This is a genomic window from Microbacterium sp. GXF7504 (genome assembly GCF_054798235.1).
On the sequence record NZ_JBSJZI010000001.1, the window covers coordinates 321385 to 344729 of the forward strand.

Below are 23345 nucleotides of genomic sequence, written 5' to 3' on the forward strand. Positions count from 1 at the left end.
ACCTAAGCCAGTCCCGCCCTCCCGACAAGACTCTGGACTTACAGTCCAGTAACGATGCGGCACCCGACCGTTGATGAGGCACCCGTGAACCCCGCCCCCGCCACCCCTGCGCGCAAGCGTTTGCCGCGCGAGGAGCTGCGCCGCCGCATCCTCGATGCCGCGCAGGACCTCCTCGCGACCGGCGGCCTCGCGGTGGGACTGCAGCACCTCAACATGGAGGAGCTCATCCGCAGCGTCGGCGTGCCCCGTTCGTCGGCGTTCGCGGCGTTCGGCGGCAAGGAGGAGCTCGTCACCGAGCTCATGGTGCATGCGCTGGAGGCGCCGGACCCGGCCGCCGCGGTGGGCTACTCGCCGCCGACGGTGCTGGCCGCCCGCCGGGTGCTCGAGGAGCATGCCGACCGTCTCGTGGACGCGGACGGCCGCCCCGACCCGGCCGGGCAGGATGCGGTGCTGCGCGAGGTCGTGCGACAGGTGCTGCGGATCAACGTCGACGACATGACCGTGTCCACGCAGTGGCAGACGTACATGGCGCTCTCGGTGTCGGTGCGGAGCCTGCCCGCGGGCCGGCGCGAGCGCGTGCACGAGGCGTTGCATGCGGCCGAGGCCCGGTTCATCGACGACATGTGCGCGGTGTACACCCAGGCGTTCGCCGCGCTCGGTCGCCGCCCCCGCGAGGGCCTGACCCTGCGCCACGTGGTCACCGCGGGCGCCTCCGTCGTGGAGGGCATCGTCAGCCGCCGCCTGGTGGGATCCGCGGATGCCGACGCGATCATCGTGCAGCCCGGCATCGACGGCGCGCCGGTGGAGTGGCACCTCGCCGCCGTCGCGTTCCTCGCCCTCATCATGGAGCTCACCGAGCGCACCGCCTGACCCGCCGCATCCGCCCGCCCGTCACGACTCCGCAGCCCGACCGGTGCACGCGAGCGAGCATCCGTTTCGCGAACGAGCATCCGATCCGGTGCGCACTCGCGAAACGGGCGCACACGGCGGTGCGACCCACGGCATCCGCCCGCCGCATCCGCCCGCCGCGTCGTGCGCCGGCCGCGTGCACAACTGCGGAGTCCGCGGCCGACACGCCGTCACCGGATGCCGAGGGCACGGCGTGTCACGCACGATCTCCGCAGTTGTGCTCGCCCGGCGGCAACCGGAACCGCGGACGCACGAGCGAGCATCCGTTTCGCGAACGAGCATCCGATCCGGTGCGCACTCGCGAAACGGCTGCGCACTCAACGGTGCGACCCGCGGCATCCGCCCGCCGCATCCGCCCGCCGCGTGCACAACTGCGGAGTCCACAGCCGACACGCCGTCACCGGATGCCGAGGGCACGGCGTGTCACGCACGATCTCCGCAGTCGTGCTCGCCCGGCGGCAACCGGAACCGCGGACGCACGAGCGAGCATCCGTTTCGCGAACGAGCATCCGATCCGGTGCGCACTCGCGAAACGGGTGCGCACTCAACGGTGCGACCCGCCACATCACCCCGCCGCAGACGCGCCCGCCGCGTGCACAACTGCGGAGTCCACGGCCGACACGCCGCCCACGGATGCCGAGGCCACGGCGTGTCGCGCACGATCTCCGCAGTTGTGCTCGCGCAGCGAGCCCCCGACCCCCGCTACAGCGCGAGCCGCTCCCGCACGACGTCGGCGAGCTGCTCGGCGATCCGCTGGGCGGCGTCGGCGTCGGATGCCTCGACCATCACGCGCACGAGGGGTTCGGTGCCGCTGGCGCGCAGGAGCACACGGCCGCTGTCGCCGAGCTCCTGCTCCGCTGCGGCGACGGCTGCGGCCACCCCGGCGTCGCCGACGCGGGTGCGGTCGACGTCGCGGACGTTGATGAGCACCTGCGGGTACACGGTCATGACCGATGCGAGCTCGGCGAGGGTCTTGCCCTGCCGCGCCATCTCGGCCATGAGGTGCAGGCCGGTGAGCACCCCGTCGCCGGTGGTGGCGTACTTGCTCATGATCACGTGGCCGGACTGCTCGCCGCCGAGCGAGTAGCCGTGCTCGTTCATCTCCTCGAGCACGTACCGGTCGCCGACGCCGGTCTGCACGACGCGGATGCCGTGCTCGGCCATGGCGCGGTGCAGGCCCAGGTTGCTCATGACGGTGGCGACGAGCGTGTCGTCGCGGAGCACGCCGCGCTCCTGCATCGCGACGGCGAGGATCGCCATGATCTGGTCGCCGTCGATCGTGCGGCCGGCCGCATCCACGGCGAGGCAGCGGTCGGCGTCGCCGTCGTGCGCGATGCCGAGGTCGGCACCGAGACGCACGACCTCCGCGGAGAGGTGCTCGAGGTGGGTCGAGCCGACGCCGTCGTTGATGTTCAGACCGTCGGGGTCGGCGCCGATCACGGTCACGCGGGCGCCGGCGTCGCGGAACGTCTCGGGCGAGACCCCGGATGCGGCGCCGTGCGCGCAGTCGAGCACGACGTGGAGGCCCTCGAGGCGGTGCGGCAGCGACTGCAGCAGGTGCACGACGTAGCGGTCCTCCGCGTCGGCGAAGCGGCGGATGCGGCCGACCTCGGCGCCGGTGGGCTGCAGCTTGGGCCCGCTGAGGGCGTATTCGATGCGCTGCTCGACGATGTCGGGCAGCTTCACGCCGCCGCGGGCGAAGATCTTGATGCCGTTGTCCGGCGCGGGGTTGTGGGATGCGGACACCATGACGCCGAAGTCGGCTTCGATGTCGGCCACCAGGTATGCCGCGGCGGGCGTGGGGAGCACGCCCGCGTCGAGCACGTCCACCCCGGAGGACGCGAGTCCCGCGGCGACCGCGGCGGAGAGGAACTCCCCGGAGATGCGCGGGTCGCGGGCGATGACGGCGGTGAGCCGTTTGCCGGCCGCGCGGCGCGCGTCGGCGGTACGGCCCTGGCCCAGGACGACGGCGGTCGCCTGGGCCAGGGTGAGTGCAACGTCGGCGGTGAGGGGGCCGTTGGCCAGCCCCCGCACACCGTCGGTGCCGAAAAGCGCCAAGGTTTAGCGCTTCGAGTACTGAGGAGCCTTACGCGCCTTCTTGAGACCGGCCTTCTTGCGCTCCTTGACGCGGGCGTCGCGGGAGAGGAAGCCGGCCTTCTTCAGGGTCGGGCGGTTGTTCTCGGCGTCGATCTCGTTCAGCGCACGGGCGATGCCGAGGCGGAGCGCACCGGCCTGACCCGAGGGGCCACCACCGGAGATGCGGGCGATGACGTCGTAGCCGCCGACGAGGTTGAGCACCGTGAACGGGTCGGTGATGAGCTGCTGGTGCAGCTTGTTCGGGAAGTAGTCCTCGAACGTCCGGCCGTTGATGGTGATGGTGCCGGAGCCGGGGACCAGGCGCACGCGGGCGATGGCCTGCTTGCGACGGCCGACAGCGGCGCCGGGGACCGAGAGCACCGGGCGCGGGGCCGCGGCAGCGGCCTCCTCGGCCGGGGTCTCGGTGGAGTAGTTGGTCGTTTCGATGGAGTCGGAGATCTTCGCCACGAGTGTGTCCTTATTCTTCAGCGGCGCTTACTGGGCGACCTGGTCGAAGGTGTACGTCTTGGGCTGCTGGGCGGCGTGCGGGTGCTCGGCACCGGCGTAGACCTTGAGCTTCGTCAGCTGCTGGGCGCCCAGGCTGTTCTTGGGGAGCATGCCGCGGACGGCCTTCTCCACCGCGCGGACGGGGTTCTTCTCGAGCAGCTCGGCGTAGGTCACAGCCTTGAGGCCGCCCGGGTAACCCGAGTGGCGGTACGCCTTCTTCTGCTGAAGCTTCTGGCCGGTCAGGGCGACCTTGTCGGCGTTGACGATGATGACGAAGTCACCGGTGTCGACGTGGTTGGCGAAGGTGGCCTTGTGCTTGCCGCGGAGCAGGGTGGCCGCGTGCGAGGCGAGGCGTCCGAGGACGACGTCGGTCGCGTCGATGACCAGCCACTCGCGCTGGATCTCGCCAGCCTTGGGGGTGAAAGTGCGCGTCACAGTAGTGCTGCTTTCTTGATCGAACGGAGGTGGTCGTGAATCCCGCTCCGGGGTGCTTTCCTGCGGCGGATGCTGCCGGAAAGACGCCAGTGGAGGGCTCACGTTCGTGGACCCGACCGCAGTGGCCGAGCACCAAACGGATAGCCTAGCACGCCCGAACCCCTGATCACGAGCCGGCTCACGCGTGCACGCCCGTCGACCGTGCGCCGCCGCATCCGCACCCGGCGACCGCACCGCATCCGCACCGGGCGCCCCCGCGGCATCCGTCGGCTACCGCGCGACCCCGGCGCCGCGCAACCCCTGGGGCGCATGTCCGGGCGGCGCGGAGCATGGACGCATCCCACCGGAAGGATGCGAGATGACCCGCGACCAGTACACGTTCACCGATCCGACCACGCTCTACGCCGAGATCGAACCGAAGCAGCAGAAGCAGCAGGAACCCGGGCTCGACGCGGAACTCGAGCCGAAGCCCGACCTCGGCGAGGAGTCGTACCGCGGCACCGGCCGCCTCAAGGGCCGGAAGGCGCTCATCACGGGCGGCGACTCCGGCATCGGCGCGGCCACCGCGATCGCGTTCGCCCGCGAGGGTGCCGACGTCGCGATCGCGTACCTGCCGCAGGAGGCGACGGATGCGGAGCGCATCGGCGGCCTCATCGAGGCGGCGGGGGTGAAGGCCGTGCACCTGCCGGGCGACCTGAAGGACCCGGACTACTGCCGCGACCTGCCGGCCCGCGCGGCGGCGGAGCTCGGCGGCCTCGACATCGTCGTGAACAACGGCGGCAAGCAGATCTTCAACGAGGACATCACGACCCTCCCCGACGACCAGTGGCAGGACACGTTCGACGTGAACGTGCGGGCGACGTTCCTCATCACGAAGGCGGCGGCGTCGATCCTGCCCCCGGGCTCGACGATCATCAACACGACCTCGAGCCAGGCGTACAGCCCCTCCCCCGTGCTGCTCGACTACGCGTCGACGAAGTGGGCGATCAACGGGTTCACCAAGGCCGTCGCCCAGCAGCTCGCGCCGAAGGGCATCCGCGTGAACGCGGTGGCGCCCGGCCCGGTGTGGACGGTGCTGCAGGTGACCGAGGGGCAGCCGCAGGAGAAGATCGCGGAGTTCGGCAAGGACACCCCGCTCGGCCGCATGGGCCAGCCGGCGGAGATGGCCCCGGCCTTCGTCTTCCTCGCCTCGCCCGAGTCGAGCTACGTCGTCGGCGAGACCCTGTCCGCGAACGGCGGCAAGCCCACCCCCTGACCTCGTCCCGAGCGCACGGACGCCGAGACTGCATCTGGTCGCCGAGACTGCGGAGTAACCCCGCTGTCTCGGCGACCAGTTGCAGTTTCGCGGCCCGGGCGTTCGGGTCGCCCGGGGCCGGGGCGAACGTCCCGCCGCGCGTTGGGGGCTGTCGGCGGGACGACGCAGACCGATCCTGGTACACGGATCGGATGCGGCGGCGCCGGGCGGGCGCAATCACCCGCGCTTTCACCCGCACCGCCCTGGGGACGCGGCATCCGTCCAGCCCGCGGGCAATAGCATGAGGGCGGTCGGACCCGGCTCCCCCTGCCCGCCTCTCGCGGGACGCCGCCCGCACCGTTCCACGGAGTACGCATGTCGGAGCGCCCGCACCCCTTTCCCGCCGCCGAGGAGATCCTCGTCGCGTGGGCACGGCGCGACGAGGCCGGGATGCTGTCGCTCATCGAGCGCAATCCGCTCCAGGTCTGGTACGGCCTGGGCCCCGACCGCCTCGACGCGATCCTCGCCGACGTGCCCGACGCCGAGCAGCGCCGGAGCTCCGTGGTCGCGCTCATCACCCGCATCCGGGAGCTGCCCGGCAGCGTCCGCGCGGGCAGCACGCCGCAGTACGAGCCGTCCGAACTGGCGACGCAGGCCGCGTACATCATCGGCACGCGCTGGCGCGGGCGCCCGGCCGCGGCCGCCCGCCTGATCGACCGGTGGCGGCCCACACAGGCCCAGCACGCGCAGCGCTTCCTCGCCTCACCCGGCGGCGCGTCGTTCGCGGCGCTGCAGACCGGCATCACCATGATGGGCGCCGGACGGTTCGGCGAGGCGCTCACCGCGTTCTCCGAGGCGGTGCGGATGCGGCCGCCGGAGTACCTGTGGATCGTGCCGCGCGACGCCTACGTGAAGTCGGCGATCGTGCACGCGCTGTACGGCGATCCGCGCATCGCCCGCGCGCACCTGCGCACGGCCGAGACGCTCCCCCGCACCGCGAGCTGGCTGGAACCCGCCATCGACGCGCACGCCGAGATCGCCGCCGCGGTCGTCGACGAGCCCGACCCCGAGACCGCGATCGCACGGCTCGAGGCCGTCCCGGCACCGCGCATCGGCGAGCTGTGGCCGTTCTGGCTCGAGGCGCTCTCGCGCGCGCACCTGCGGGCGGGTCGCGGCGACGACGGCATCCGACGCGTGAGCGAGCTGCGCGCCGCCACGCTCGCGGGCAGCGCCGGCGACGGCTACCCGGCCGCCGTGCTGCCGATGCTCCGCAGCATCCATCGACTCTCGAACGGCGACCTGGGGCAGGCCCGCCGCGAGCTCGCCGGCATCGACGACCACCAGATCATGGCGAACGTGTGCCGCGCCTACATCGCCGTCGGCGAGGACGACCTCGACACGGCGGTGCGGATGCTGGTGGGCGAGCAGGCGCACACCGGCACCCTCGCGCGGGTCGACGCGTCGCGCCGGCTCATCCTCGCCTGGGCGCTGCTGCGCCGGGGCGCGACGGCGGATGCGGCCGCGCACCTGCGTGCGCTCCACGAGCAGTGGCGGCAGCCGTCGTGCAACGGGCTGCAGATGGTCCCGCAGGAGCTCGACGCGTTCGCGGCGGCGAACGTCGACGGGTGGCGACCGCATCCGACCGCCTTCGCGCCGCCCCGCGCGGGCGCCGCGCCGCACTTCAGCGCGCGCGAGCTCGACGTGCTGCGGCTCCTCGCCTCCGACCGCACGCGCGAGCAGATCGCCGCCGACCTGTTCGTGTCGGTGAACACCGTGAAGACGCAGATCGCCGCGGTCTACCGCAAGCTCGGCGTCTCGTCCCGCGTCGACGCGCTGCTCATCGCGCACGACCTCGGACTGCTGACGCCGATCAGCTGAGCACGGGGCCGGATGCGGCGCCCACCCCGAGCATCGTGCCGGCGAGTGCGAGCAGCACGTAGCCGCCGTTGAACGCGATGTGCAGGAGCACCGCCGACCAGATGCGACCGGTGAGGAGGACGAGCAGGCCCCCGGTCGCGCCGACGAGGGCGATCGAGACGGCGCCGTCCCAGGTGGGGACGAGCGAACCGGTCAGCTGGTGCAGGAGCACGAACAGTCCGGTGGAGACGAGGAGGGCGCCCAGGCCTGCGACGATGCGCACCTCGGTGAGGCGGCGGAAGACCGTGTAGAGCGCGACGAGCAGGAAGCCGTGGAAGAAGAACTCCTCGAGCACGGGGCCGACGACCACCGGGATGAGCAGCTCCTGCAGCCACCAGTCGCCGGGGAGCGCGCCGTCGACGGTGCCGTAGCTCGGCCACGTCGCGGCGCCGGTGGCCGCGGCCTCGAGGGCGCCCTGCACGAAGCGGAGGGCGACGCCGAGCACGAGCCCGAACAGCAGGTCGGCGGGCCGGAACCGCAGGAGACCCCGCGGCGTCGACATCCGGTACGCGAAGACGACCGGGAGGAGCATCGCGAGCCACAGCGCGACGGTGCCGATCCAGCCGCCCGCGACGCCGCCGATGAACTCGGTCGCGGCGGTCGCGACCAGCACCCCGGCGCCGAGCGCGACGACGGCCCAGCCGACGAGCACCCAGTTCCAGTGCTGCACGCTCGTGCCGCCGAGCCGCCATTCGCGGCGGCGGCGCGGCCGCGGGCGCGAGCGGCGGCGGAGCCCGGGCTCCTCGGCCGACTCGTCCGTCAGCGCCTCGGCGTCCGGCTCGTCGGTGTCCGCGCCGGCGGGCGCGGTCACGGCCACACGGCCGGCGAGCGCGTCGGCGCGGCGGGCCGCGGCGTCGTCCTCGATCGAGTCGGGGGTCGCGGCGCGGGGCGCTCCGGTGCCGGTGTCCATACGGATAACGTACCGACGCCGCATCCGGATCGCCGATTCGCGCCCGCCGCCTGCGCACAACTCAGGCAGAATCGCCGCATCCGGGCCGAAATCGGCCGCAGAGGCCGATTCTGCCTGAGTTGTGAACGCGTGAGTTGTGCACACCGCCGCCGAACTCACAGTATTGCTAGATAAGCTAGCTACATGACCGAGCCCTCATCGCGGCGACGCTGGATCGCCCTCGTCTTCATCAGCATCGCCGTCTCGCTGATCATCGTGGACTCCACGATCGTGAACGTCGCGATCCCCGCGGTGGTCGATGAGCTCGGGATCACCTCGACGCAGGTGCAGTGGGTGCAGGAGGCGTACACCCTCGTCTTCGCGTCGCTCCTCCTCCTCTTCGGCGTCTTCGCGGACCGCTGGGGCCGCCGCCGACTGCTGCTGATCGGCGTCGCGATCTTCGCGCTCGCCTCGATCGCCGCATCCTTCTCCCCGTCGGGCGACCTGCTCATCGCCTCGCGGGTGCTGCAGGGCATCGGCGGCGCGATGATCCTGCCGACGACGCTGTCGCTCATCAACGCGACGTTCCACGGCCGCGAGCGCGGCATCGCGTTCGCCGTCTGGGGCTCGACGATCGGCGGCATGGCCGCGGTCGGACCACTCCTCGGCGGCTGGCTCACCACCGCGTTCTCGTGGCGCTGGGCGTTCGGCATCAACATCCCGCTCGGCATCCTCATCATCGTCGGCGTGCTGCTCACGGTGACCGAGTCGAAGGCGCAGCGCCCGGGCGGGCTCGACCTCGTCGGTTCGGCGCTGTCGGTCGTCCTCTTCTCCACGCTCGTGTTCGGGCTCATCGAGGGCCGCACCTACGGCTGGTGGACCACCGAGGAGGGCCTCGCCTTCGGCGACTGGGAGTGGCCGTGGTCGGTCTCCCCCATCCCGTTCGCGTTCCTCATCGCGGCGATCGCGCTCACGCTCTTCATCGTCCGCGGCATCCGGCGCACCAGGGCCGGCAGGCCGACGCTCATCGACTTCTCGCTGTTCGGGCTCTCGTCGTTCCGCAACGGCAACCTCGTCGCGATGGTGGTCTCGCTCGGCGAGTTCGGCATCATCCTCGCGCTGCCGCTGTGGCTGCAGTTCGTACTCGGGTTCGAGGCGGTGCAGACCGGCCTCGTGCTGCTCGCGCTGGCGCTCGGATCGTTCGCCGCGAGCGGCGTCGCCGGCTCACTCACCGGCAAGGTGCGCCCGGTCGCGGTGGTGCGCTGGGGCATGATCGCCGAGATCGTCGGCATCGCCGCCATCGGCTTCGTCGTGGGCCCCGACACCCCGTGGGGGCTGCTCCTGCCGGGCCTCGCGGTGTACGGCTTCGGTGTGGGCCTCGCGACCGCCCAGCTCACGGGCGTCATCCTCGTGGACGTGCCGGTGGAGCTGTCCGGCCAGGGCTCCGGGATGCAGTCGACCTCCCGCCAGATCGGTTCGGCGCTCGGCATCGCGATCCTCGGCACGGTGCTGTACGCCTCCACCGCCGCGGGCCTCGACGCGCGCCTCGCCGACCGCGGCGTGCCCGAGGAGCAGGCCGACCAGATCGTCTCGGCCGTCGTCGACAGCGCGGGCGGCGCGATCGCCGGCCTCGCCGAGAACCCGCAGACGGCGGACGCCGCATCCGACGCCGCCGCGGCGTTCTCCGACGGCACGCGCATCTCGGCGTTCACCGCCGCCGGGTTCCTCGTGGCGGGACTCCTCGCCTCGATCTCGCTCGGCCGGGGGTCGGCGGGCCGCAAGCCCGAGTCGGCGGCCGCGGAGCCCGCCCCCGCCGCCTGAGCCGTTCCCGAACTCCTCAGTTTCCGCAGGTTCGGCGCCCGTCCGCCCCCTGAACCCCCGGATCTGAGGAGTTCGGGCAGGCCCCCACCGCTAGCCTGGGAGCACCATGCTCGAGATCCTCACCGTCTGCACCGGCAACGTGTGCCGCTCCCCGTTCGCCGAGGTCGTGCTGCAGGCGGAACTGCCGCAGATGAAGGTGCACAGCGCGGGCACGCGCGCGCTCGTCGACGCCCCGATGGAGCCGGATGCGGGACAGCTCGCGCGCCAGTACGGCATCGCCGACGAGGCGATCGCCGCCCACCATGCGCGCTGGCTGAACGAGTCGCACCTGGTCTCGCCCGACCTGGTGCTGGCGATGTCACGGGAGCACCGCCGCGAGATCGTCGAGCTGTCGCCGGCGAAGCTCCGCTCGACGTTCACCGCCCGCGAGTTCGCCCGCCTGGCGTCCCACCTCACGGACGACGAGGCCCGGGCGACGGCGGATGCTGCGGGCACCGACCCGTCGGCCCGCCTGCGCGCTCTGCTCCTCCAGCTCGCAGCGCTCCGGAGCGAGGTCGGTCCGCCGCTGGACCCGGCGGAGGACGACGTGGTCGACCCGTACCGCCGCAGCTGGACGACGTGGGAGCGCATGGCGACGGAGCTCATGCCGTCGCTGGGCGAGGTCGTCCGCATCCTGCGCATCGCCGACCCCGCCTGACGTAGCACCACCGCCCGCCGCAGCCGTGCATCTGAGGCAACTCGAGCACGAAAGCGATGGGTCACAGGGCGAAATCACTCTTCCGTGCGCTCACAGCGTTCTGCCAGGATTGCGTCGGCCCGCACGGACGCGGGTCGTCCCCGAGAGAGTGGAAACCCGAATGACCCAGACAGCACCTGCCGGCACCAGCTACCCGGGCAAGACGCTCGGCATCGTCGGCCTCGTCCTCGCGTTCTTCTTCAGCGTCATCGGCCTGATCCTGTCGGCCGTCGCGCTGTCGCAGTCGAAGAAGGCCGGTTACAAGAACACCCCGGCGAAGGTGGGCCTGATCCTCGGCATCATCTTCACCGCGATCAGCGTGATCTGGACGATCATCGTCATCGCTGGCGCGGTCGCCGCCGCCAGCGCGGGCTACGTCACCGTCGGCTGACACCGGCGAAGACCCGACCCGGCGGGCGGGTGGCAACTCCCCCAAGTGCCACCCGCCCGCTCGCTGTTCCCGTGAGGTCACAGCGTCGGGTTCCCCCCAGACCAGGTCATGTTCGGGCCCGGTCCTGGAATGCTAGGTCGGCGGCCCTGGCCGCTAGGTGATTCCACCTACGCCCGCCGAAACCGCGGCGACCCCAGCCGAAGAGCCGCCGGCCACTGCCACGCTTCCTCCCCGCACGCAACCGCCCGCCCGCCGCATCCGCCCCGGCGTAGCGTCGCCCGCACACCAGCCGACGACGAAGGAGCGACAGGATGCGGGCACTCACCTGGCAGGGACGACGCAACGTCACCGTGGAGACGGTGCCGGACCCGGTGATCCAGGAGCCGACCGACGCGATCGTGCGGATCACCTCGACCGCGATCTGCGGGTCGGACCTGCACCTGTACGAGCTGCTCGGTCCGTTCCTCGACAAGGGCGACGTGCTGGGTCACGAGCCGATGGGCGTCGTCGAGGAGGTCGGCGCGGGTGTGACGAACCTGAAGCCCGGGGATCGTGTGGTGGTGCCGTTCAACATCGCGTGCGGCACCTGCTTCATGTGCCGCCACGGCCTGCAGTCGCAGTGCGAGACGACACAGGTGACCGAGTACGGCAGCGGCGCCTCGCTCTTCGGGTACACGAAGCTGTACGGCCAGGTGCCGGGCGGGCAGGCGGAGTTCCTGCGGGTGCCGCTGGCCGACTACAACACGGTGAAGGTCGGCACCGACCTGCCCGATGACCGCTACCTCTTCCTCAGCGACATCCTCCCCACCGCGTGGCAGGGGGTGCAGTACGCGCAGGTGCCCGACGGCGGCACGCTGGGCGTCCTGGGCCTCGGCCCGGTCGGGCAGTTCGTCGCCCGCATCGGCGTGCACCTCGGGTACCGCGTGATCGCGGTCGACCCGGTCGCCGACCGGCGCGAGATGGCGGCGCGGCACGGCGTCGAGGTGTGGGACGACGTCGACGTCGTCGAGCGGATGCGGGATGCCACCGAAGGCCGCGGCGCCGACTCCGTCGTCGACGCGGTGGGGCTCGAGGCGCACGGCACGCCGGCGATCCACGCCGCGCACACGGTGATGGGGCTGCTGCCGGATGCGATCACCCGCCCGCTCATGGACAAGGCCGGCGTCGACCGGCTCGCCGCGCTGTACGCCGGGATCGACATGGTCCGTCGCGGCGGGACGCTGTCGCTGTCGGGCGTGTACGCGGGCGACGCGGACATCCTGCCGATGAAGACGATGTTCGACAAGCAGCTCACGCTGCGGATGGGCCAGTGCAACGTGAAGCACTGGATCGACGACGTGCTGCCCCTGACGGAGGCCGACGACGACCCGCTCGGCATCGACGACCTCGTCACCCACCACGCCTCGCTCGAGGACGCCCCCGCGCTCTACGAGACGTTCCAGAAGAAGGAGGACGGCTGCATCAAGGTCGTCCTACGCCCCGGCGCCTGACCCGCCCCGATCCTGGGCCGCGAGACTGCATCTGCGCGACGAGACTGCTGACAATGGATGCAGTCTCGTCGCGCAGTTGCAGTCTCGGCGTCCGCGCGCCGGCCGCGACCCGTGCGCCGGCGACCCCCGCCCGCGCGCCCGCACCCGCCCGCGACCGCCCGCCCCTACCGCAGCGGCACGCGGAGCAGCAGCGTCGCGCCGCCGCCGTCGCCGGGCGCGAGGGTGAGGTCGCCGCCGAGCACCTCGGCGCGGCGGCCGAGCCGGGCGATGCCGGAGGGTACGGCGTCCGCGGGCGGGGCGACCCCGTCGCTGTGCAGCGCGAGCGTGAGCATGCCGGCGTCGACGGATGCGGTGACGCGGATCGCCTGCGCGCCACCGTGGCGGAGCGCGTTCGAGAAGGCCTCCTCCGCGACCCGCACGATGACGACCTTCGCCTCGAGCGACAGCCGCCCGTCGAGGTCGGCGAGCGTCTCGGACGCGTCGTCGTGCACGCTCACCCACGCGGGGAGCCGCGCGAGGAGAGTGCGCAGCGCCGCGTCGGTGCCGCGGGCGAGGTCGACCGGGTAGAGCCGGGCGCTGAGCGCGCGCAGCTCGTGCTCGCGCAGGGTGCCGAGTTGCCCGGCGATGCCGTCGAGCTCCGCCCGCGCCGTGTCGTCGACGCCGTCGCCGGCGGCGACCCGCCGCAGCTGCGCCTCGAGCACGACGAACACGCCCTGCACGCTGCCGTGGATGGTCTCGGCGATCTCGCGCCGCACCCGCAGCTCCTCCTCCTGCAGCTGTCGCAGCAGGTGCAGCGCGCGGTCCTGGGCGGCCGACCGCATCCGTTCGCCGCTGCGCGCCCGCCGCCACAGGGCGACGAAGATGAGCCCGACCACCTGCGCGAGCACGAGGATGGTCGCGGTGGTGAGCGCCTCGATCACGAGGGTGACGAGGCCGTCGCCGTGCCACGGGTCGTACACGCCGGTCGTGGCCTGCAGCATGCCGCGCACCGCGGCCGAGCCGAGCGCGAGCCCGACCACGGCGAGCGAGCGGGGCAGGATGCGGAGGTGCTCCGGCCGCACCAGGATCACCCCGAACACGAGCACCGCCCCGCCGACCAGGTTGACCGAGATGCGGACGACGAGTTCCTTCCACGGCACCGGCTCGCTGCCGCTGATGGAGTGCGAGAAGGCGCCGAGCACCATGACCGACTGCAGGCTCGTAAACACCGCGATGACGGCGACGAGCACGGCGAGGGTGCTCACCATGATGCGGCGGTCGGTGGCCTCGTCGGCCCCGGTCATGTCCGCATCCGAGACCCCCGCAGCATCCTCGAAGCCCACGCCCGACACGCTCCCGGCGCCCGACGCGCCGGAGACCCTGCGACCGTCACTCACCATGGGGCGGGCGCGGTGTATTCGAGGTAGGCGCGCACGGCTTCGACGCGGGGGTTGCGGTCCTGGTGCGCTTGGATGCCGAGTCCGGCGTAGACGGCGTTCAGGTGCGCGTCGACCGAGCGCGGCGAGAGGCCGAGCTCCTCGGCGATGGCGGCGTTCGTGTAGCCCTCGGCGACGAGGCCGAGCACCTCGCGCTGGCGGACGCTGAGCGAGGCGAGCGGGCTCTGCCGGCGCACCTCGCGGCGGGCGCGGATGGCGGGGTCGAGCACGGTGCGCCCCTCGGCGACGGCGCGGATGGCCCAGAGGAGCGCGGGCGCCGACAGCGACGACGTCTTGGAGAGGTAGCCCCAGCCGTGGGCCTCGGGCTGCGGGATGTCGAGCAGCACGTGGGTGGAGTCGGATGCGGACAGGAGCAGGGCTCCGAGCCGCGGGTTCCGCTGCCGCAGCCGCCGGCCGACGGTGAGTCCGTCGCCGTCGCCGAGGCGCAGGTCGAGCAGGGCCACGTCGACCGACCGCCCGTCGAGGTCGGCGGTGGCCGCGGCGTTCTCGTACTCCCCCACCACGGTGAGCCCCTCCGCACCCGCGATGAGCATCACGAGCATCTGCCGGTAGAGCGGCTGGTCCTCGACGACGACGACGCGGAGGTCACGGACGGTGTGCGGCACTGACATCGGGGCCATTGTTCCAGTTCCCTCGGACGACACGCGGAAGGGGGCGGGCCTGTCGCGGCCTGCCCCCCCTCCCTCGAAGACCCGAACAGCCGGTCGGACGGATGCGGTGGCTACACCCGTGCGCGGCGACGGCGCGCGACGATGACGACGCCGAGACCGAGCATGAGCGCGCTCATGGCGGCGAAGCCGCGCAGGTCGGGCGCGCCCGTCGCCGCCACGACACCGGTGCCCGTGGCGCCGGACCCGCCGGCCGGCACCGGCTCGACGGCGGCCGACACGGAGACGGGCGCGGTCGTGAGGGTCCACAGCAGCGGTTCGTCGCCCGCATCCACCCCGTGCGCGCGGCCGACGGTCACGGCGACGGTCAGCTGCGCGCCGGCGTCCTGTTCGTTGGCGGTGTAGGTGGATGCGGTCGCGCCGGGGATGGCGACGCCGTTACGCTGCCACTGGTACGCGCGGGCCGCGATCGGCGAGATCTCCCCGGCGGGCGAGAGCCAGGTGCCGCCGGTCGCGGTGAGCGTATCGCCGACGACCGCGGAGCCGGTGATCGCGGGGGCGAGCAGCGGTTCGGGCTGCGAGCCGATCGGCAGCGCGAGCACGAGGTCGAGTCGCTCGGGCGGCACCTCCATCGAGCCGGTCTGCACCGACGCGCCGCCGGCGGTGGCGACGAGCTTGTAGGTGGCGGGCACGACGTCCCACCCGAAGGTGCCGTCAGCCGCGGTGCGGTCGGGATTGACACGGTTGGCGGGCGACATCTCCGACCCGACCGCGAGGCGCCAGTCCTCCACCGGGATGTCCTCCCAGGTGTACAGCTCCACGGTGGCGTCCGCGACGGGCGTGCCGTACCGGTCGACGACCGTGCCGCTCGGGTCGATGTAGATGTCCACCGTGAACGTCTCGGTCGTGCCGCCTGCGGCGGTGAGCACCGCGGTCAGGGTGTAGCGGCCGGGTGCGGTGATGCCGGAGAGGGTGTCGGTGTAGGTGCCGGCGGGCGACTCGGCGAGGGTGCCGGTGCGGATCGTCCGCGCCGTCTCGTCGGCGAGGGTCCAGGTCGCGCTGACCGCTCCCGGGTCGCCGGTGACGACGAAGGCGAACGCCTCGCCGTGCGGGATCGCGACCCCGCCCTGCCAGGAGGGTGCGGAGGGCTGGATGTCGACGCCCTTCGGGAGTCCGGTGCGCGAGACCGTGAACGTCGCGTCGCGCTGCGCGGACGGCTCGACGACGACCTCGAAGACGCCGCCGGCGCCGTCGGGCGGGAAGACCTGCACGTCGTAGGTGCCGCGGGGCGCGCTGTCGAAGCGCACCTCGCCGGGGTCGCCGCCGAGCCGGCCGGAGATGCCGTGGAGCTCGACGTCGCCGCCGCGCCGGGTGGCGAGCACGGGCACGTCGTCGATCGGGTCGCCGGCCTCGTCGACGATGTGGATGCGGATCGAACCGGGCGCCGGATCGGTCGTGGCGCCGGCGGAGGTCGCCTCGGCGAGCGCGGAGGACTGCCCCTCCGCGCTGCCGGTGACGACGACGCGCAGCCGGGCGCCGAGGTCGTCGGCGGTCGGCACGTGGGTCGCGGCGGTCGCGTCCGCGATCGCCGTCGCCGTGTCGCCCACGACGCGGTACCACTGGTAGGCGAGGGTCACGTCGGCCGGCGACCACGTGCCGGGATCGGCGGTGAGGGCCTCGCCGATCTTCGGGCTCGCGGGCACGGTGACCGTGCCGGGCTTGATGCCGTAGACGGCGTCGATGCCTGCGGTGCGCTCCTTGGCCGTGACGATCACGGGGGTCGCCGCGTCCGAGGTGGTGGCGTGGTCGTAGTACTGCCGCGCCTGGAAGCCGTCGGCATCCTCGCCGAACGCCACGGTGTAGGTGCCGGGCGCGACGATCGCCTCGTAGGCGCCGGATGCGTCGGTGCGGGCGGTGCGGCTGACGCCGTCGGCGTCGGTGAGCTGCACCGTCGCTCCCGCGACAGGCGTCGGGACGCCGTCGTCGTACCGGGTCACGGTGCCGGCCACGACGCCATTCGGCATGAGCGCGGCGCCGATGCCGGAGACCTGTGCGCCCTCCGCGAGGTCGACGGGTTCGGCGTGATCGGCGTCGGCGGCACCCGGCCAGTACTGGTCGGCGTAGCCGTACGGAGCAGCGGCGCTCGTGCCGTCGACGTGGAAGCGCACCGCCGCCTGCGCGGGGAAGAGCCCGTCGATCCGCATCCGGTACTCGCCGTTCTCGTCGGTCTCCGCCGAGGTCGGCTCGATCGCGTACGGCGAGCCGGGGAAGACCGAGACGTCGACGGACGCGTGCTCGATCGGCTCCCACGTGAGCCCGTCGTAGACCGAGCCCGAGACGTGGACGGGCGGCAGCACGTCGAGCCACGCCCAGAAGGTGCCCTGGTTCGGCACGATGTCGATCCACCGGGCCTCGCCGGGGTTCACGGTGTCCTCGTAGTACTCGACGAATTCGCCGTCGTAGTCGAACGAGACGCGGTAGGCGGGCACGTCCGGGTCCCAGCCGTCGATGGTGGTGAGGGTCAGCTCGCCGTCCTCGTCCGTGACGCCGGTGTACGAGGCGCCGTCGCCGGGGTACGGCTCGATGCGCACCGTGACGCCCGGGAGCCGGTTGCCGTTGGCGTCCAGGGCGCGCACTTTGTGGAAGGTCGGCGCCGCCGCCTCCGCCGCGGACGGGATCATCACGATCACCGCCGCGATGAGGAACGTGATGATGAGTGCTGCGAGCGCGCGCGAGCGCCGGACGATTGAAACCACGTCGTCGTTTCCCCCTGGAAGCCGTGGAGGTCGGGTCCTCCGCTCCGCGAACATAGCGAACATCCGGCGTCGTTCACCAATCAGTTCACTCGCGTCGCCGATCTCGCGCGCGTCGCCGATCGTCACGGTTCACGAAGGCGAAACAGCGCCTATGGCAGGATGATTGCAAACCACCGACCTGAGAGGCGTCATGGAGCTCAGCGATTACATTCGCGTCCTGCGCAAGAACTGGCTTGTGATCGTTGTCATCACGCTCGTCGGACTGGGGGCGGCCGCGGCATACTCCCTCACCCGGACACCGATGTACGAGTCGCAGTCGTCGGTGTTCGTGTCGACGCAGAGCGCCAGCAACGTGCAGGAGCTGAGCCAGGGCTCAACCTTCACCCAGCAGCGTGTGACGACCTACGTCAACCTGGTCTCGAAGCCCATCGTGGTGAACCAGGTCATCGCGGAGCTCGGGCTCGAGACGACCGCAGACGAGCTCGCCGAGCAGGTCAGCGCCTCGAACACGCTCAACACGACCCTCATCACGATCGCGGTGCAGGACGCCGACCCGGTGCTCGCGGCCGACATCGCGAACGCCCTGGCGGCGAGCCTCACCCAGACGGTCGAGAACGTCGAGACGACGGATGCGGGCGGCACCAGCCCGGTCAAGCTCACCCGCGTGCAGGACGCCCTCCCGGCGACCGCCCCGGTGAGCCCGAACGTGCCGCTGAACCTGGCGCTCGGCCTGCTCGTCGGCCTCGCGCTCGGCGTCGGCGTCGCGGTCCTGCGCACCGTGCTCGACACGAAGGTGCGCACCGTCCGCGACCTCAACCAGCTCACGGACCGGCCGATCATCGGCACGATCCCCTACGACCCGAAGGCGTCCGAGCGTCCGGTCATCCTGCACGCCGACCCGCACAACACGCGGTCCGAGGCGTTCCGCGCGCTCCGCACGAACCTGCAGTTCCTCGAGATGGACGGCGGCCACACGTTCGTGGTGACCTCCAGCATCCCGAGCGAGGGCAAGTCGACCACGACGGTGAACCTGGCGATCGCGCTGGCGGATGCGGGCAAGCGCGTGGCACTCATCGACACCGACCTGCGCAAGCCCCGCGTCGCGGCGTACCTCGGCATGGAGGGCGGCGCCGGTCTCACCGACGTGCTCATCGGCCGCGCGAAGGTCGGCGACGTCATGCTTCCGTGGGGCAAGCGTCCGCTGTTCGTGCTGCCCGCCGGCAAGGTGCCGCCGAACCCGAGCGAGCTGCTCGGCTCGCGCCAGATGGCGCAGCTGCTCGAGGCGATCGCGGCCGACTTCGACGTCGTGCTGCTCGACGCCCCGCCGCTCCTGCCGGTGACGGATGCGGCGATCCTCGCCCGCCAGACCACCGGCGCGCTCGTCGTGGCCTCCGCCGGTCGCGTGACCACGAACCAGTTCCAGGGTGCGCTCACCGCGCTCGAGACGGTCGAGGCCAACGTCGCGGGCATCGTGATGACGATGGTGCCGACCCGCGGTGCCGACGCCTACGGGTACGGCTACGGGTACGGCGGCTACGGCGCGTACGGCGACTACGCGTCGCCGATCGAGAAGGCCGCCGCCGGCGGTGGCGCCCGCAGCGGTCGCAAGCGCAAGGCGCCCGAGAGCGCGCCCGCCTCCTGACCACCCGACGCCCGCCGCGCAGCGGCTACGGTAGGTGCCGACTCCACCCCTGACGAACACGGATGAGCGTGATGTCCAGACGACCCCCTCGCGGCCCCGGCCGTTCCGGCGCGGTGGGCTGGCTCGCCGGTGTCGGCGTGGCGGTCGTCGCGGTGATCGTGGTGGTGCTCGTGGTGCTCGCGCTGCAGCACGCACGCGGTGACGGCACGACGGCCGCATCCCCTCGCCCGGTGCCGACGTTCACCGAGGCGACCCCGACCGAAACCCCGACGCCCACGCCCACCCCGACGCAGCAGCCGATCGCCGCGCCCGGCGCCGGCGAGCGGTTCCTCGCGGTCGGCGACGGCGCGATGTGGCGTGCGACGGCCGGACAGTGCGGTGGCCCGGCCCCGGTGATCGAGCGTTCGACCGACGACGGCGCCACGTGGGAGGACGTCACCCCGACCTACCGCGGTATCGCGCAGGTGCTCTCGCTCGACCCGCTCGCGGGCGACCAGGCCGAGATGATCGCGCGCATGGGACCGGCCTGCGAGGTGCAGGCGCTCCGCACCTTCACGTACGGCCGGTTCTGGGAGCCCTACCCCGACGTGCTCGCCGCGTCGACCTACATCGATCCCGCGAACACCGGGTCCGTCATCCGCCCCGACGGCGCGATCGAGGCGCCCTGCACCGCGGCGTGGGGCCTCCGTTCGCAGGCCGGCGTGGTGGGGCTCATCTGCGACGGCACCGCCTATCGCCTGCTCGACGACGACACGTGGGAGGCGCTCGCCCCGGATGCGGTCGCCGTCGCGATCGCGGACGACAAGGTCGTGCCCGTCACCGCCGCGCAGGCGACGGCTCCCGCGGCCGCGTGGCCCGTCGCCGACGGCCTCCTGGTCTGGTCGGGCGACGTCCTCATCCCGCTCGCGCGCTGACCCGCCGGGGACCGAGCGTTACGAGACGCGGACCGCCCTCCGCACGCCCCTCTCCCAGCTTCCTCTCAGGAAGCGCTATGTTGAGCGCGAGAGGAGGTCGATCATGACCACCAATGACCCGCGTCCCGACAGCGACGTCACCAAGACCCCGCTGGAGCACGCACCCGATCCCGGCCCCGCAGGCCCCTCGAATCTCGCCCGCTGGAGCGCCGAGGTGCTCGGCACGTTCCTGCTCGTGTTCGGCGGCGTCGGCTCGGCGCTGTTCGCGGCGACGTTCGGCCTGGCCGACAACGGCACCCCGCTCGGCATCGGCTTCGTCGGCGTCTCGCTCGCGTTCGGCCTCACGGTCGTCGCGGGCGCATACGCCTTCGGTCCGATCTCGGGCGGCCATTTCAACCCGGCGGTGACGATCGGGCTCGCGACCGCGGGCCGGTTCGAGTGGAAGGACACCGGCGGCTACATCGTCGCGCAGCTGGTCGGCGGTGCGCTGGCCACCAGCGCGATCGCGCTCATCGGCCTCTTCGGCCCGGCGGAGTGGCTGTCGGCGGCACGGGAGGGCGGGTTCGCGAGCAACGGCTTCGACGACCTCTCCCCCGGCGGGTTCGGGATCGGCGCGGCCATCGTCGCGGAGATCATCCTGACGGCGCTGTTCGTGCTCGTGATCCTCGGCGTGACGCACACGACCCGGGGCACGCCGGCGATGGCCGGGCTCGCGATCGGCCTCACGCTGACGCTCGTGCACCTCATCCTCATCCCGATCGACAACGCCTCGGTGAACCCGGCGCGCTCGATCGCCGCAGCGCTCTACGGCGGGCTCGACCCGCTCGCGCAGGTGTGGGTGTTCATCGTGTTCCCGATCATCGGCGCCGTCCTGGCGGGCGTCATCGCCCGCGCCCTCGACCGCCGCCGCTGAGACCACGCGGAGGCCCGGCCTGTTCCCGAACAGGCCGGGCCTCCGCATCCTTGGCTATTGCAATTAGCCATAAAGCTATGCACAATAGCCGCATGACCACGACACAGTTCCTGCAGCGCCCCGAGGGCCGCATCGCCTACGACCGCGTCGGCGAGGGTCCGCTCGTCGTGCTCGTCCCGGGCATGGGCGACCTGCGCCAGACCTACCGCTTCATCGCGCCGGCGCTCGTCGAGGCCGGCTACGCCGTCGTCACGACCGACCTCCGCGGCCACGGCGACAGCGATCCGACCTTCACCGCCTACGGCGATGAGCCGACCGCCGCCGACCTCGTCGCGCTGATCGAGGAATTCGACTCCCCCGCGATCGTCGTCGGCAGCTCGATGGCGGCCGGTTCGGCGGTGATCGCCGCCGCCCGCCGCCCGGAGCTCGTCGCAGGCCTCGCACTGGTCGGCCCGTTCGTCCGCAACGGCAAGGTGAACCCGGTGATGCAGGCGTTCATGCGCGTCGCGATGGCGCCGGCCTGGGCGGCGAAGGTGTGGGGCTCGTACCTGCCGACCCTCTACAGGGGCGCCCGGCCCGCTGACTTCGACGTCTACCTCGCACAGGTCGTCGGTGCGCTCAAGCGCCCGGGATACGCGCGCGCGTTCAGCCGCACGACCCGCACGTCGCACGACCCGGCCGAGGCGGCGATCGGTTCGGTGGCGGCGCCGACCCTCGTGGTGATGGGCGAGCTCGACCCCGACTTCACCGATCCGCGGGCCGAGGCCGAGTGGGTCGCAGCGCAGCTGCAGGGCGAGGTGGCGATGATCCCGGATGCGGGCCACTACCCGCACGGGCAGCAGCCGGACGCGGTGCTCGCCGCACTCCTCCCCTTCCTCAGCGGGGTGACCGCGCGTGCCTAGGGCCGGACTCGACCGCGCGACCGTGATCGCCGACGCGGCGGCGCTCGTCGACGAGGCGGGGCTCGAAGCGCTGTCGCTCGCGACACTCGCCACCCGCCTCGGCGTCAAAGCACCGTCGCTGTACAAGCACGTCGACGGCCTCGGCGCCCTCCGCGCCGGGGTCGCCGTCGTCGCGAAGGACGACCTCGCCACGGCCCTCGAGCGAGCGACCGCCGGCCTCGCCGGCGCGGATGCGGTCCGCGCCCTCGCCACGACCTACCGCGCCTGGGCGCACGAGCACCCGGGTCAGTACCCGCTGACGATCGTCGCGGCAGACGCCTCGGATGCGGGCGACACCGCCGCCTCCGAGCGGCTCTATACGGTGGTCGCCGCGGCGCTGCGGAGCCTCGGTCTCGCCAAGCAGGACGAGGTCGACGTCATCCGCCGCCTCCGCGCCGCCCTACACGGTTTCGTGAGCCTGGAGTCCGCCGGCGGCTTCGGGATGCCCCAGGACGTGCAGCGCAGCTTCGATGGGATGGTCGACTCGCTGGTCGTCGGCATCGGCTGACCCGGCCGTTCAGAACTCAGGCGGAACCGCCCTGCGCGCGCTCCCACGCGCGCCGGGTGCCAGTTCTGCCTGAGTTGTGCGCACGTCCGCGTGCCCGAACTCCTCGGCTATCGGCGGCCTCCACGTCGGATGCGGCGCCGCACCCAGTTCTTGAGGAGTTCGGTCTCCACGAACCACCGTCGGCCATCGCGCACGCCGAAGGGGCGCCCCCGAGGACCGCCCCTCAGTGACTCGCTCAGACGAGTCGGCGTCGTGCTGCCATCACGCAGCCCCACCCAGCGGGAGCAGGATGCCGCTGCCGAGCGCGATGCCCAGTGACGCCTCCGCACCGGTCGCCGGGAGTCCGGTCACGGTGATCTGCGACCAGCCGACGACGGTGTCCCCCGACATGACGACCACGCGGTGGCTGCCCGCCGTGATCGACCCGGGGGTCTTCACGATGATCACGCCCTTGGCGTCGGCGACGAACGAACCCGCGTAGGTCGGCGTGGAGAAGAACCACACGTCGTACTGGTGGCCGGGCTCGAGGCCCCGATGGTGAGCGATGCACCAACGGGCACCCGGTTCGAGCCGAGATCGAAGTTGCCGCGGTTGCCGTCGTTCAGCTGGGCGGCGTCGGGGGCCCACGGGCCCGCCGGTGCTCGGCTGCGGTACCGGGGTGGACTCCGGGGTCGGGGTCGGCGTCGGCGTAGGCTCCGGGTCCGGCGTCGGCATCGGCTCCAGGTCCACGGCCGCGGTAATGGCCGTGGTTGGCTCCGCCGGGCCAAGACCGACGGGGGCTCGACGGGCGTATCCGTCGGCGGTGGTGATTCCACCGTTTCGGGGGTCTTCACCGGCGCGGTCATCGCCGGTGCCGGCTCAGGAACGCGCTCCTCGGCGGATGCCGTCGGTGGCCCCGGTGACCACAAGTGCGACCGTCGCGATGAACGCAGCGAACGAAGTGAACAGGCGCGAACGCGCGCCACGGCTCTGAGCCATGCGATATTCCCCCAACTTTGAGCCGACCGAAGTCGGCTCCCCCGCCGGCGAACGTAGCAGACGCACTATGAATCTCAACGCAACCTGCCACCCAGCGCCGATTGCGGCCACCGGATGAGCACACGTTTCGAAGCGCCCGTTGCGTTGCGTAAGCGCGCCAGAGACCACGAGACGACATGACCGACTCGGACTCTCAATGCGCCTTCCGACTCAATTCTGCGGATCAGCACCGCACGGGAAGAAC

20 protein-coding genes are annotated in these 23345 nt (G+C 72.2%); 12 read left to right on the forward strand and 8 right to left on the reverse strand.

From position 1 onward, the window contains the following. Positions 1 to 84: 84 nt before the first annotated feature. Positions 85 to 870: a TetR/AcrR family transcriptional regulator gene (locus tag ACWAUO_RS01565; protein WP_460772478.1), complete on the forward strand. Its 786-nt coding sequence runs from the start codon at positions 85 to 87 to the stop codon at positions 868 to 870. A 741-nt stretch (positions 871 to 1611) separates the two neighbouring features. On the opposite strand, the gene glmM is transcribed toward ACWAUO_RS01565, so the two are convergent. The 3 genes from glmM to rplM are packed head-to-tail and all read right to left on the reverse strand — an operon-like array spanning position 1612 to position 3927. After that, positions 1612 to 2967 (reverse strand): phosphoglucosamine mutase, encoded by a 1356-nt coding sequence (glmM, locus tag ACWAUO_RS01570; protein WP_460772480.1) that lies wholly within the window; start codon positions 2965 to 2967, stop codon positions 1612 to 1614. A gap of 3 nt (positions 2968 to 2970) precedes the next feature. Next, entirely contained in the window at positions 2971 to 3453 is a 483-nt protein-coding gene (gene rpsI, locus ACWAUO_RS01575; protein WP_460772482.1) for a 30S ribosomal protein S9, read from the reverse strand. Positions 3454 to 3480: 27 nt separating this feature from the next. Beyond that, the gene (gene rplM, locus ACWAUO_RS01580; RefSeq protein ID WP_460772484.1) at positions 3481 to 3927 is read right to left on the reverse strand and encodes a 50S ribosomal protein L13; all 447 of its coding nucleotides are present in this window, start codon (positions 3925 to 3927) and stop codon (positions 3481 to 3483) included. A gap of 358 nt (positions 3928 to 4285) precedes the next feature. On the opposite strand from rplM, the gene ACWAUO_RS01585 reads away from it, so the two are divergent. Both ACWAUO_RS01585 and ACWAUO_RS01590 read left to right on the forward strand, forming a co-directional pair. Beyond that, on the forward strand, positions 4286 to 5182 hold the full coding sequence (locus ACWAUO_RS01585; RefSeq protein WP_460772486.1) for an SDR family oxidoreductase: 897 nt from the start codon (positions 4286 to 4288) through the stop codon (positions 5180 to 5182). A 354-nt stretch (positions 5183 to 5536) separates the two neighbouring features. Further along, on the forward strand, positions 5537 to 7039 hold the full coding sequence (locus ACWAUO_RS01590) for a helix-turn-helix transcriptional regulator (protein WP_460772488.1): 1503 nt from the start codon (positions 5537 to 5539) through the stop codon (positions 7037 to 7039). On the opposite strand, the gene ACWAUO_RS01595 is transcribed toward ACWAUO_RS01590, so the two are convergent. Then, positions 7032 to 7988: a lysostaphin resistance A-like protein gene (locus ACWAUO_RS01595; protein ID WP_460772489.1), complete on the reverse strand. Its 957-nt coding sequence runs from the start codon at positions 7986 to 7988 to the stop codon at positions 7032 to 7034. The two genes, ACWAUO_RS01590 and ACWAUO_RS01595, sit on opposite strands and share 8 nt — an antisense overlap. A 183-nt stretch (positions 7989 to 8171) precedes the next feature. Here ACWAUO_RS01595 and ACWAUO_RS01600 point away from each other — a divergent pair, with 183 nt between their 5' ends. From ACWAUO_RS01600 to ACWAUO_RS01615, 4 genes are all read left to right on the forward strand, one after another. After that, positions 8172 to 9788, forward strand: coding sequence for a DHA2 family efflux MFS transporter permease subunit (locus tag ACWAUO_RS01600; RefSeq protein WP_460772491.1), 1617 nt, complete (start codon positions 8172 to 8174; stop codon positions 9786 to 9788). Positions 9789 to 9894: 106 nt separating this feature from the next. Further along, positions 9895 to 10485 (forward strand): arsenate reductase/protein-tyrosine-phosphatase family protein, encoded by a 591-nt coding sequence (locus tag ACWAUO_RS01605; RefSeq protein WP_460772493.1) that lies wholly within the window; start codon positions 9895 to 9897, stop codon positions 10483 to 10485. A 160-nt stretch (positions 10486 to 10645) separates the two neighbouring features. Then, on the forward strand, positions 10646 to 10915 hold the full coding sequence (locus tag ACWAUO_RS01610) for a hypothetical protein (protein ID WP_460772495.1): 270 nt from the start codon (positions 10646 to 10648) through the stop codon (positions 10913 to 10915). Positions 10916 to 11226: 311 nt separating this feature from the next. Beyond that, a complete protein-coding gene (locus ACWAUO_RS01615) occupies positions 11227 to 12405 on the forward strand; it encodes an alcohol dehydrogenase catalytic domain-containing protein (RefSeq protein WP_460772497.1) in 1179 nt (392 codons plus the stop codon). A gap of 164 nt (positions 12406 to 12569) precedes the next feature. Here ACWAUO_RS01615 and ACWAUO_RS01620 read toward each other — a convergent pair whose 3' ends face one another. The 3 genes from ACWAUO_RS01620 to ACWAUO_RS01630 all read right to left on the reverse strand — a co-directional run bounded on the left by ACWAUO_RS01620 (position 12570) and on the right by ACWAUO_RS01630 (position 17205). Further along, a complete protein-coding gene (locus tag ACWAUO_RS01620; RefSeq protein ID WP_460772498.1) occupies positions 12570 to 13688 on the reverse strand; it encodes a sensor histidine kinase in 1119 nt (372 codons plus the stop codon). 89 nt (positions 13689 to 13777) lie between these two features. Further along, positions 13778 to 14452: a response regulator gene (locus ACWAUO_RS01625; RefSeq protein WP_460772499.1), complete on the reverse strand. Its 675-nt coding sequence runs from the start codon at positions 14450 to 14452 to the stop codon at positions 13778 to 13780. 110 nt (positions 14453 to 14562) lie between these two features. Next, the gene (locus ACWAUO_RS01630; protein ID WP_460772501.1) at positions 14563 to 17205 is read right to left on the reverse strand and encodes a carboxypeptidase regulatory-like domain-containing protein; all 2643 of its coding nucleotides are present in this window, start codon (positions 17203 to 17205) and stop codon (positions 14563 to 14565) included. Positions 17206 to 17395: 190 nt separating this feature from the next. Here ACWAUO_RS01630 and ACWAUO_RS01635 point away from each other — a divergent pair, with 190 nt between their 5' ends. The 5 genes from ACWAUO_RS01635 to ACWAUO_RS01655 all read left to right on the forward strand — a co-directional run bounded on the left by ACWAUO_RS01635 (position 17396) and on the right by ACWAUO_RS01655 (position 22123). After that, positions 17396 to 18847: a tyrosine-protein kinase domain-containing protein gene (locus ACWAUO_RS01635; protein ID WP_460772503.1), complete on the forward strand. Its 1452-nt coding sequence runs from the start codon at positions 17396 to 17398 to the stop codon at positions 18845 to 18847. Between the two features lie 71 nt (positions 18848 to 18918). Next, on the forward strand, positions 18919 to 19761 hold the full coding sequence (locus ACWAUO_RS01640; RefSeq protein ID WP_460772505.1) for a hypothetical protein: 843 nt from the start codon (positions 18919 to 18921) through the stop codon (positions 19759 to 19761). A gap of 103 nt (positions 19762 to 19864) precedes the next feature. Then, a complete protein-coding gene (gene aqpZ / locus ACWAUO_RS01645) occupies positions 19865 to 20674 on the forward strand; it encodes an aquaporin Z (RefSeq protein ID WP_460772507.1) in 810 nt (269 codons plus the stop codon). Positions 20675 to 20766: 92 nt separating this feature from the next. After that, on the forward strand, positions 20767 to 21576 hold the full coding sequence (locus ACWAUO_RS01650; RefSeq protein WP_460772509.1) for an alpha/beta fold hydrolase: 810 nt from the start codon (positions 20767 to 20769) through the stop codon (positions 21574 to 21576). Then, positions 21569 to 22123 (forward strand): TetR/AcrR family transcriptional regulator, encoded by a 555-nt coding sequence (locus ACWAUO_RS01655; RefSeq protein ID WP_460772511.1) that lies wholly within the window; start codon positions 21569 to 21571, stop codon positions 22121 to 22123. Before ACWAUO_RS01650 ends, ACWAUO_RS01655 begins: the two co-directional genes overlap by 8 nt. A gap of 261 nt (positions 22124 to 22384) precedes the next feature. Here the strand turns inward: ACWAUO_RS01655 and ACWAUO_RS01660 are convergent, their stop codons facing one another. Next, positions 22385 to 22627, reverse strand: coding sequence for a hypothetical protein (locus tag ACWAUO_RS01660; protein ID WP_460772512.1), 243 nt, complete (start codon positions 22625 to 22627; stop codon positions 22385 to 22387). Between the last annotated feature and the right edge of the window lie 718 nt (positions 22628 to 23345).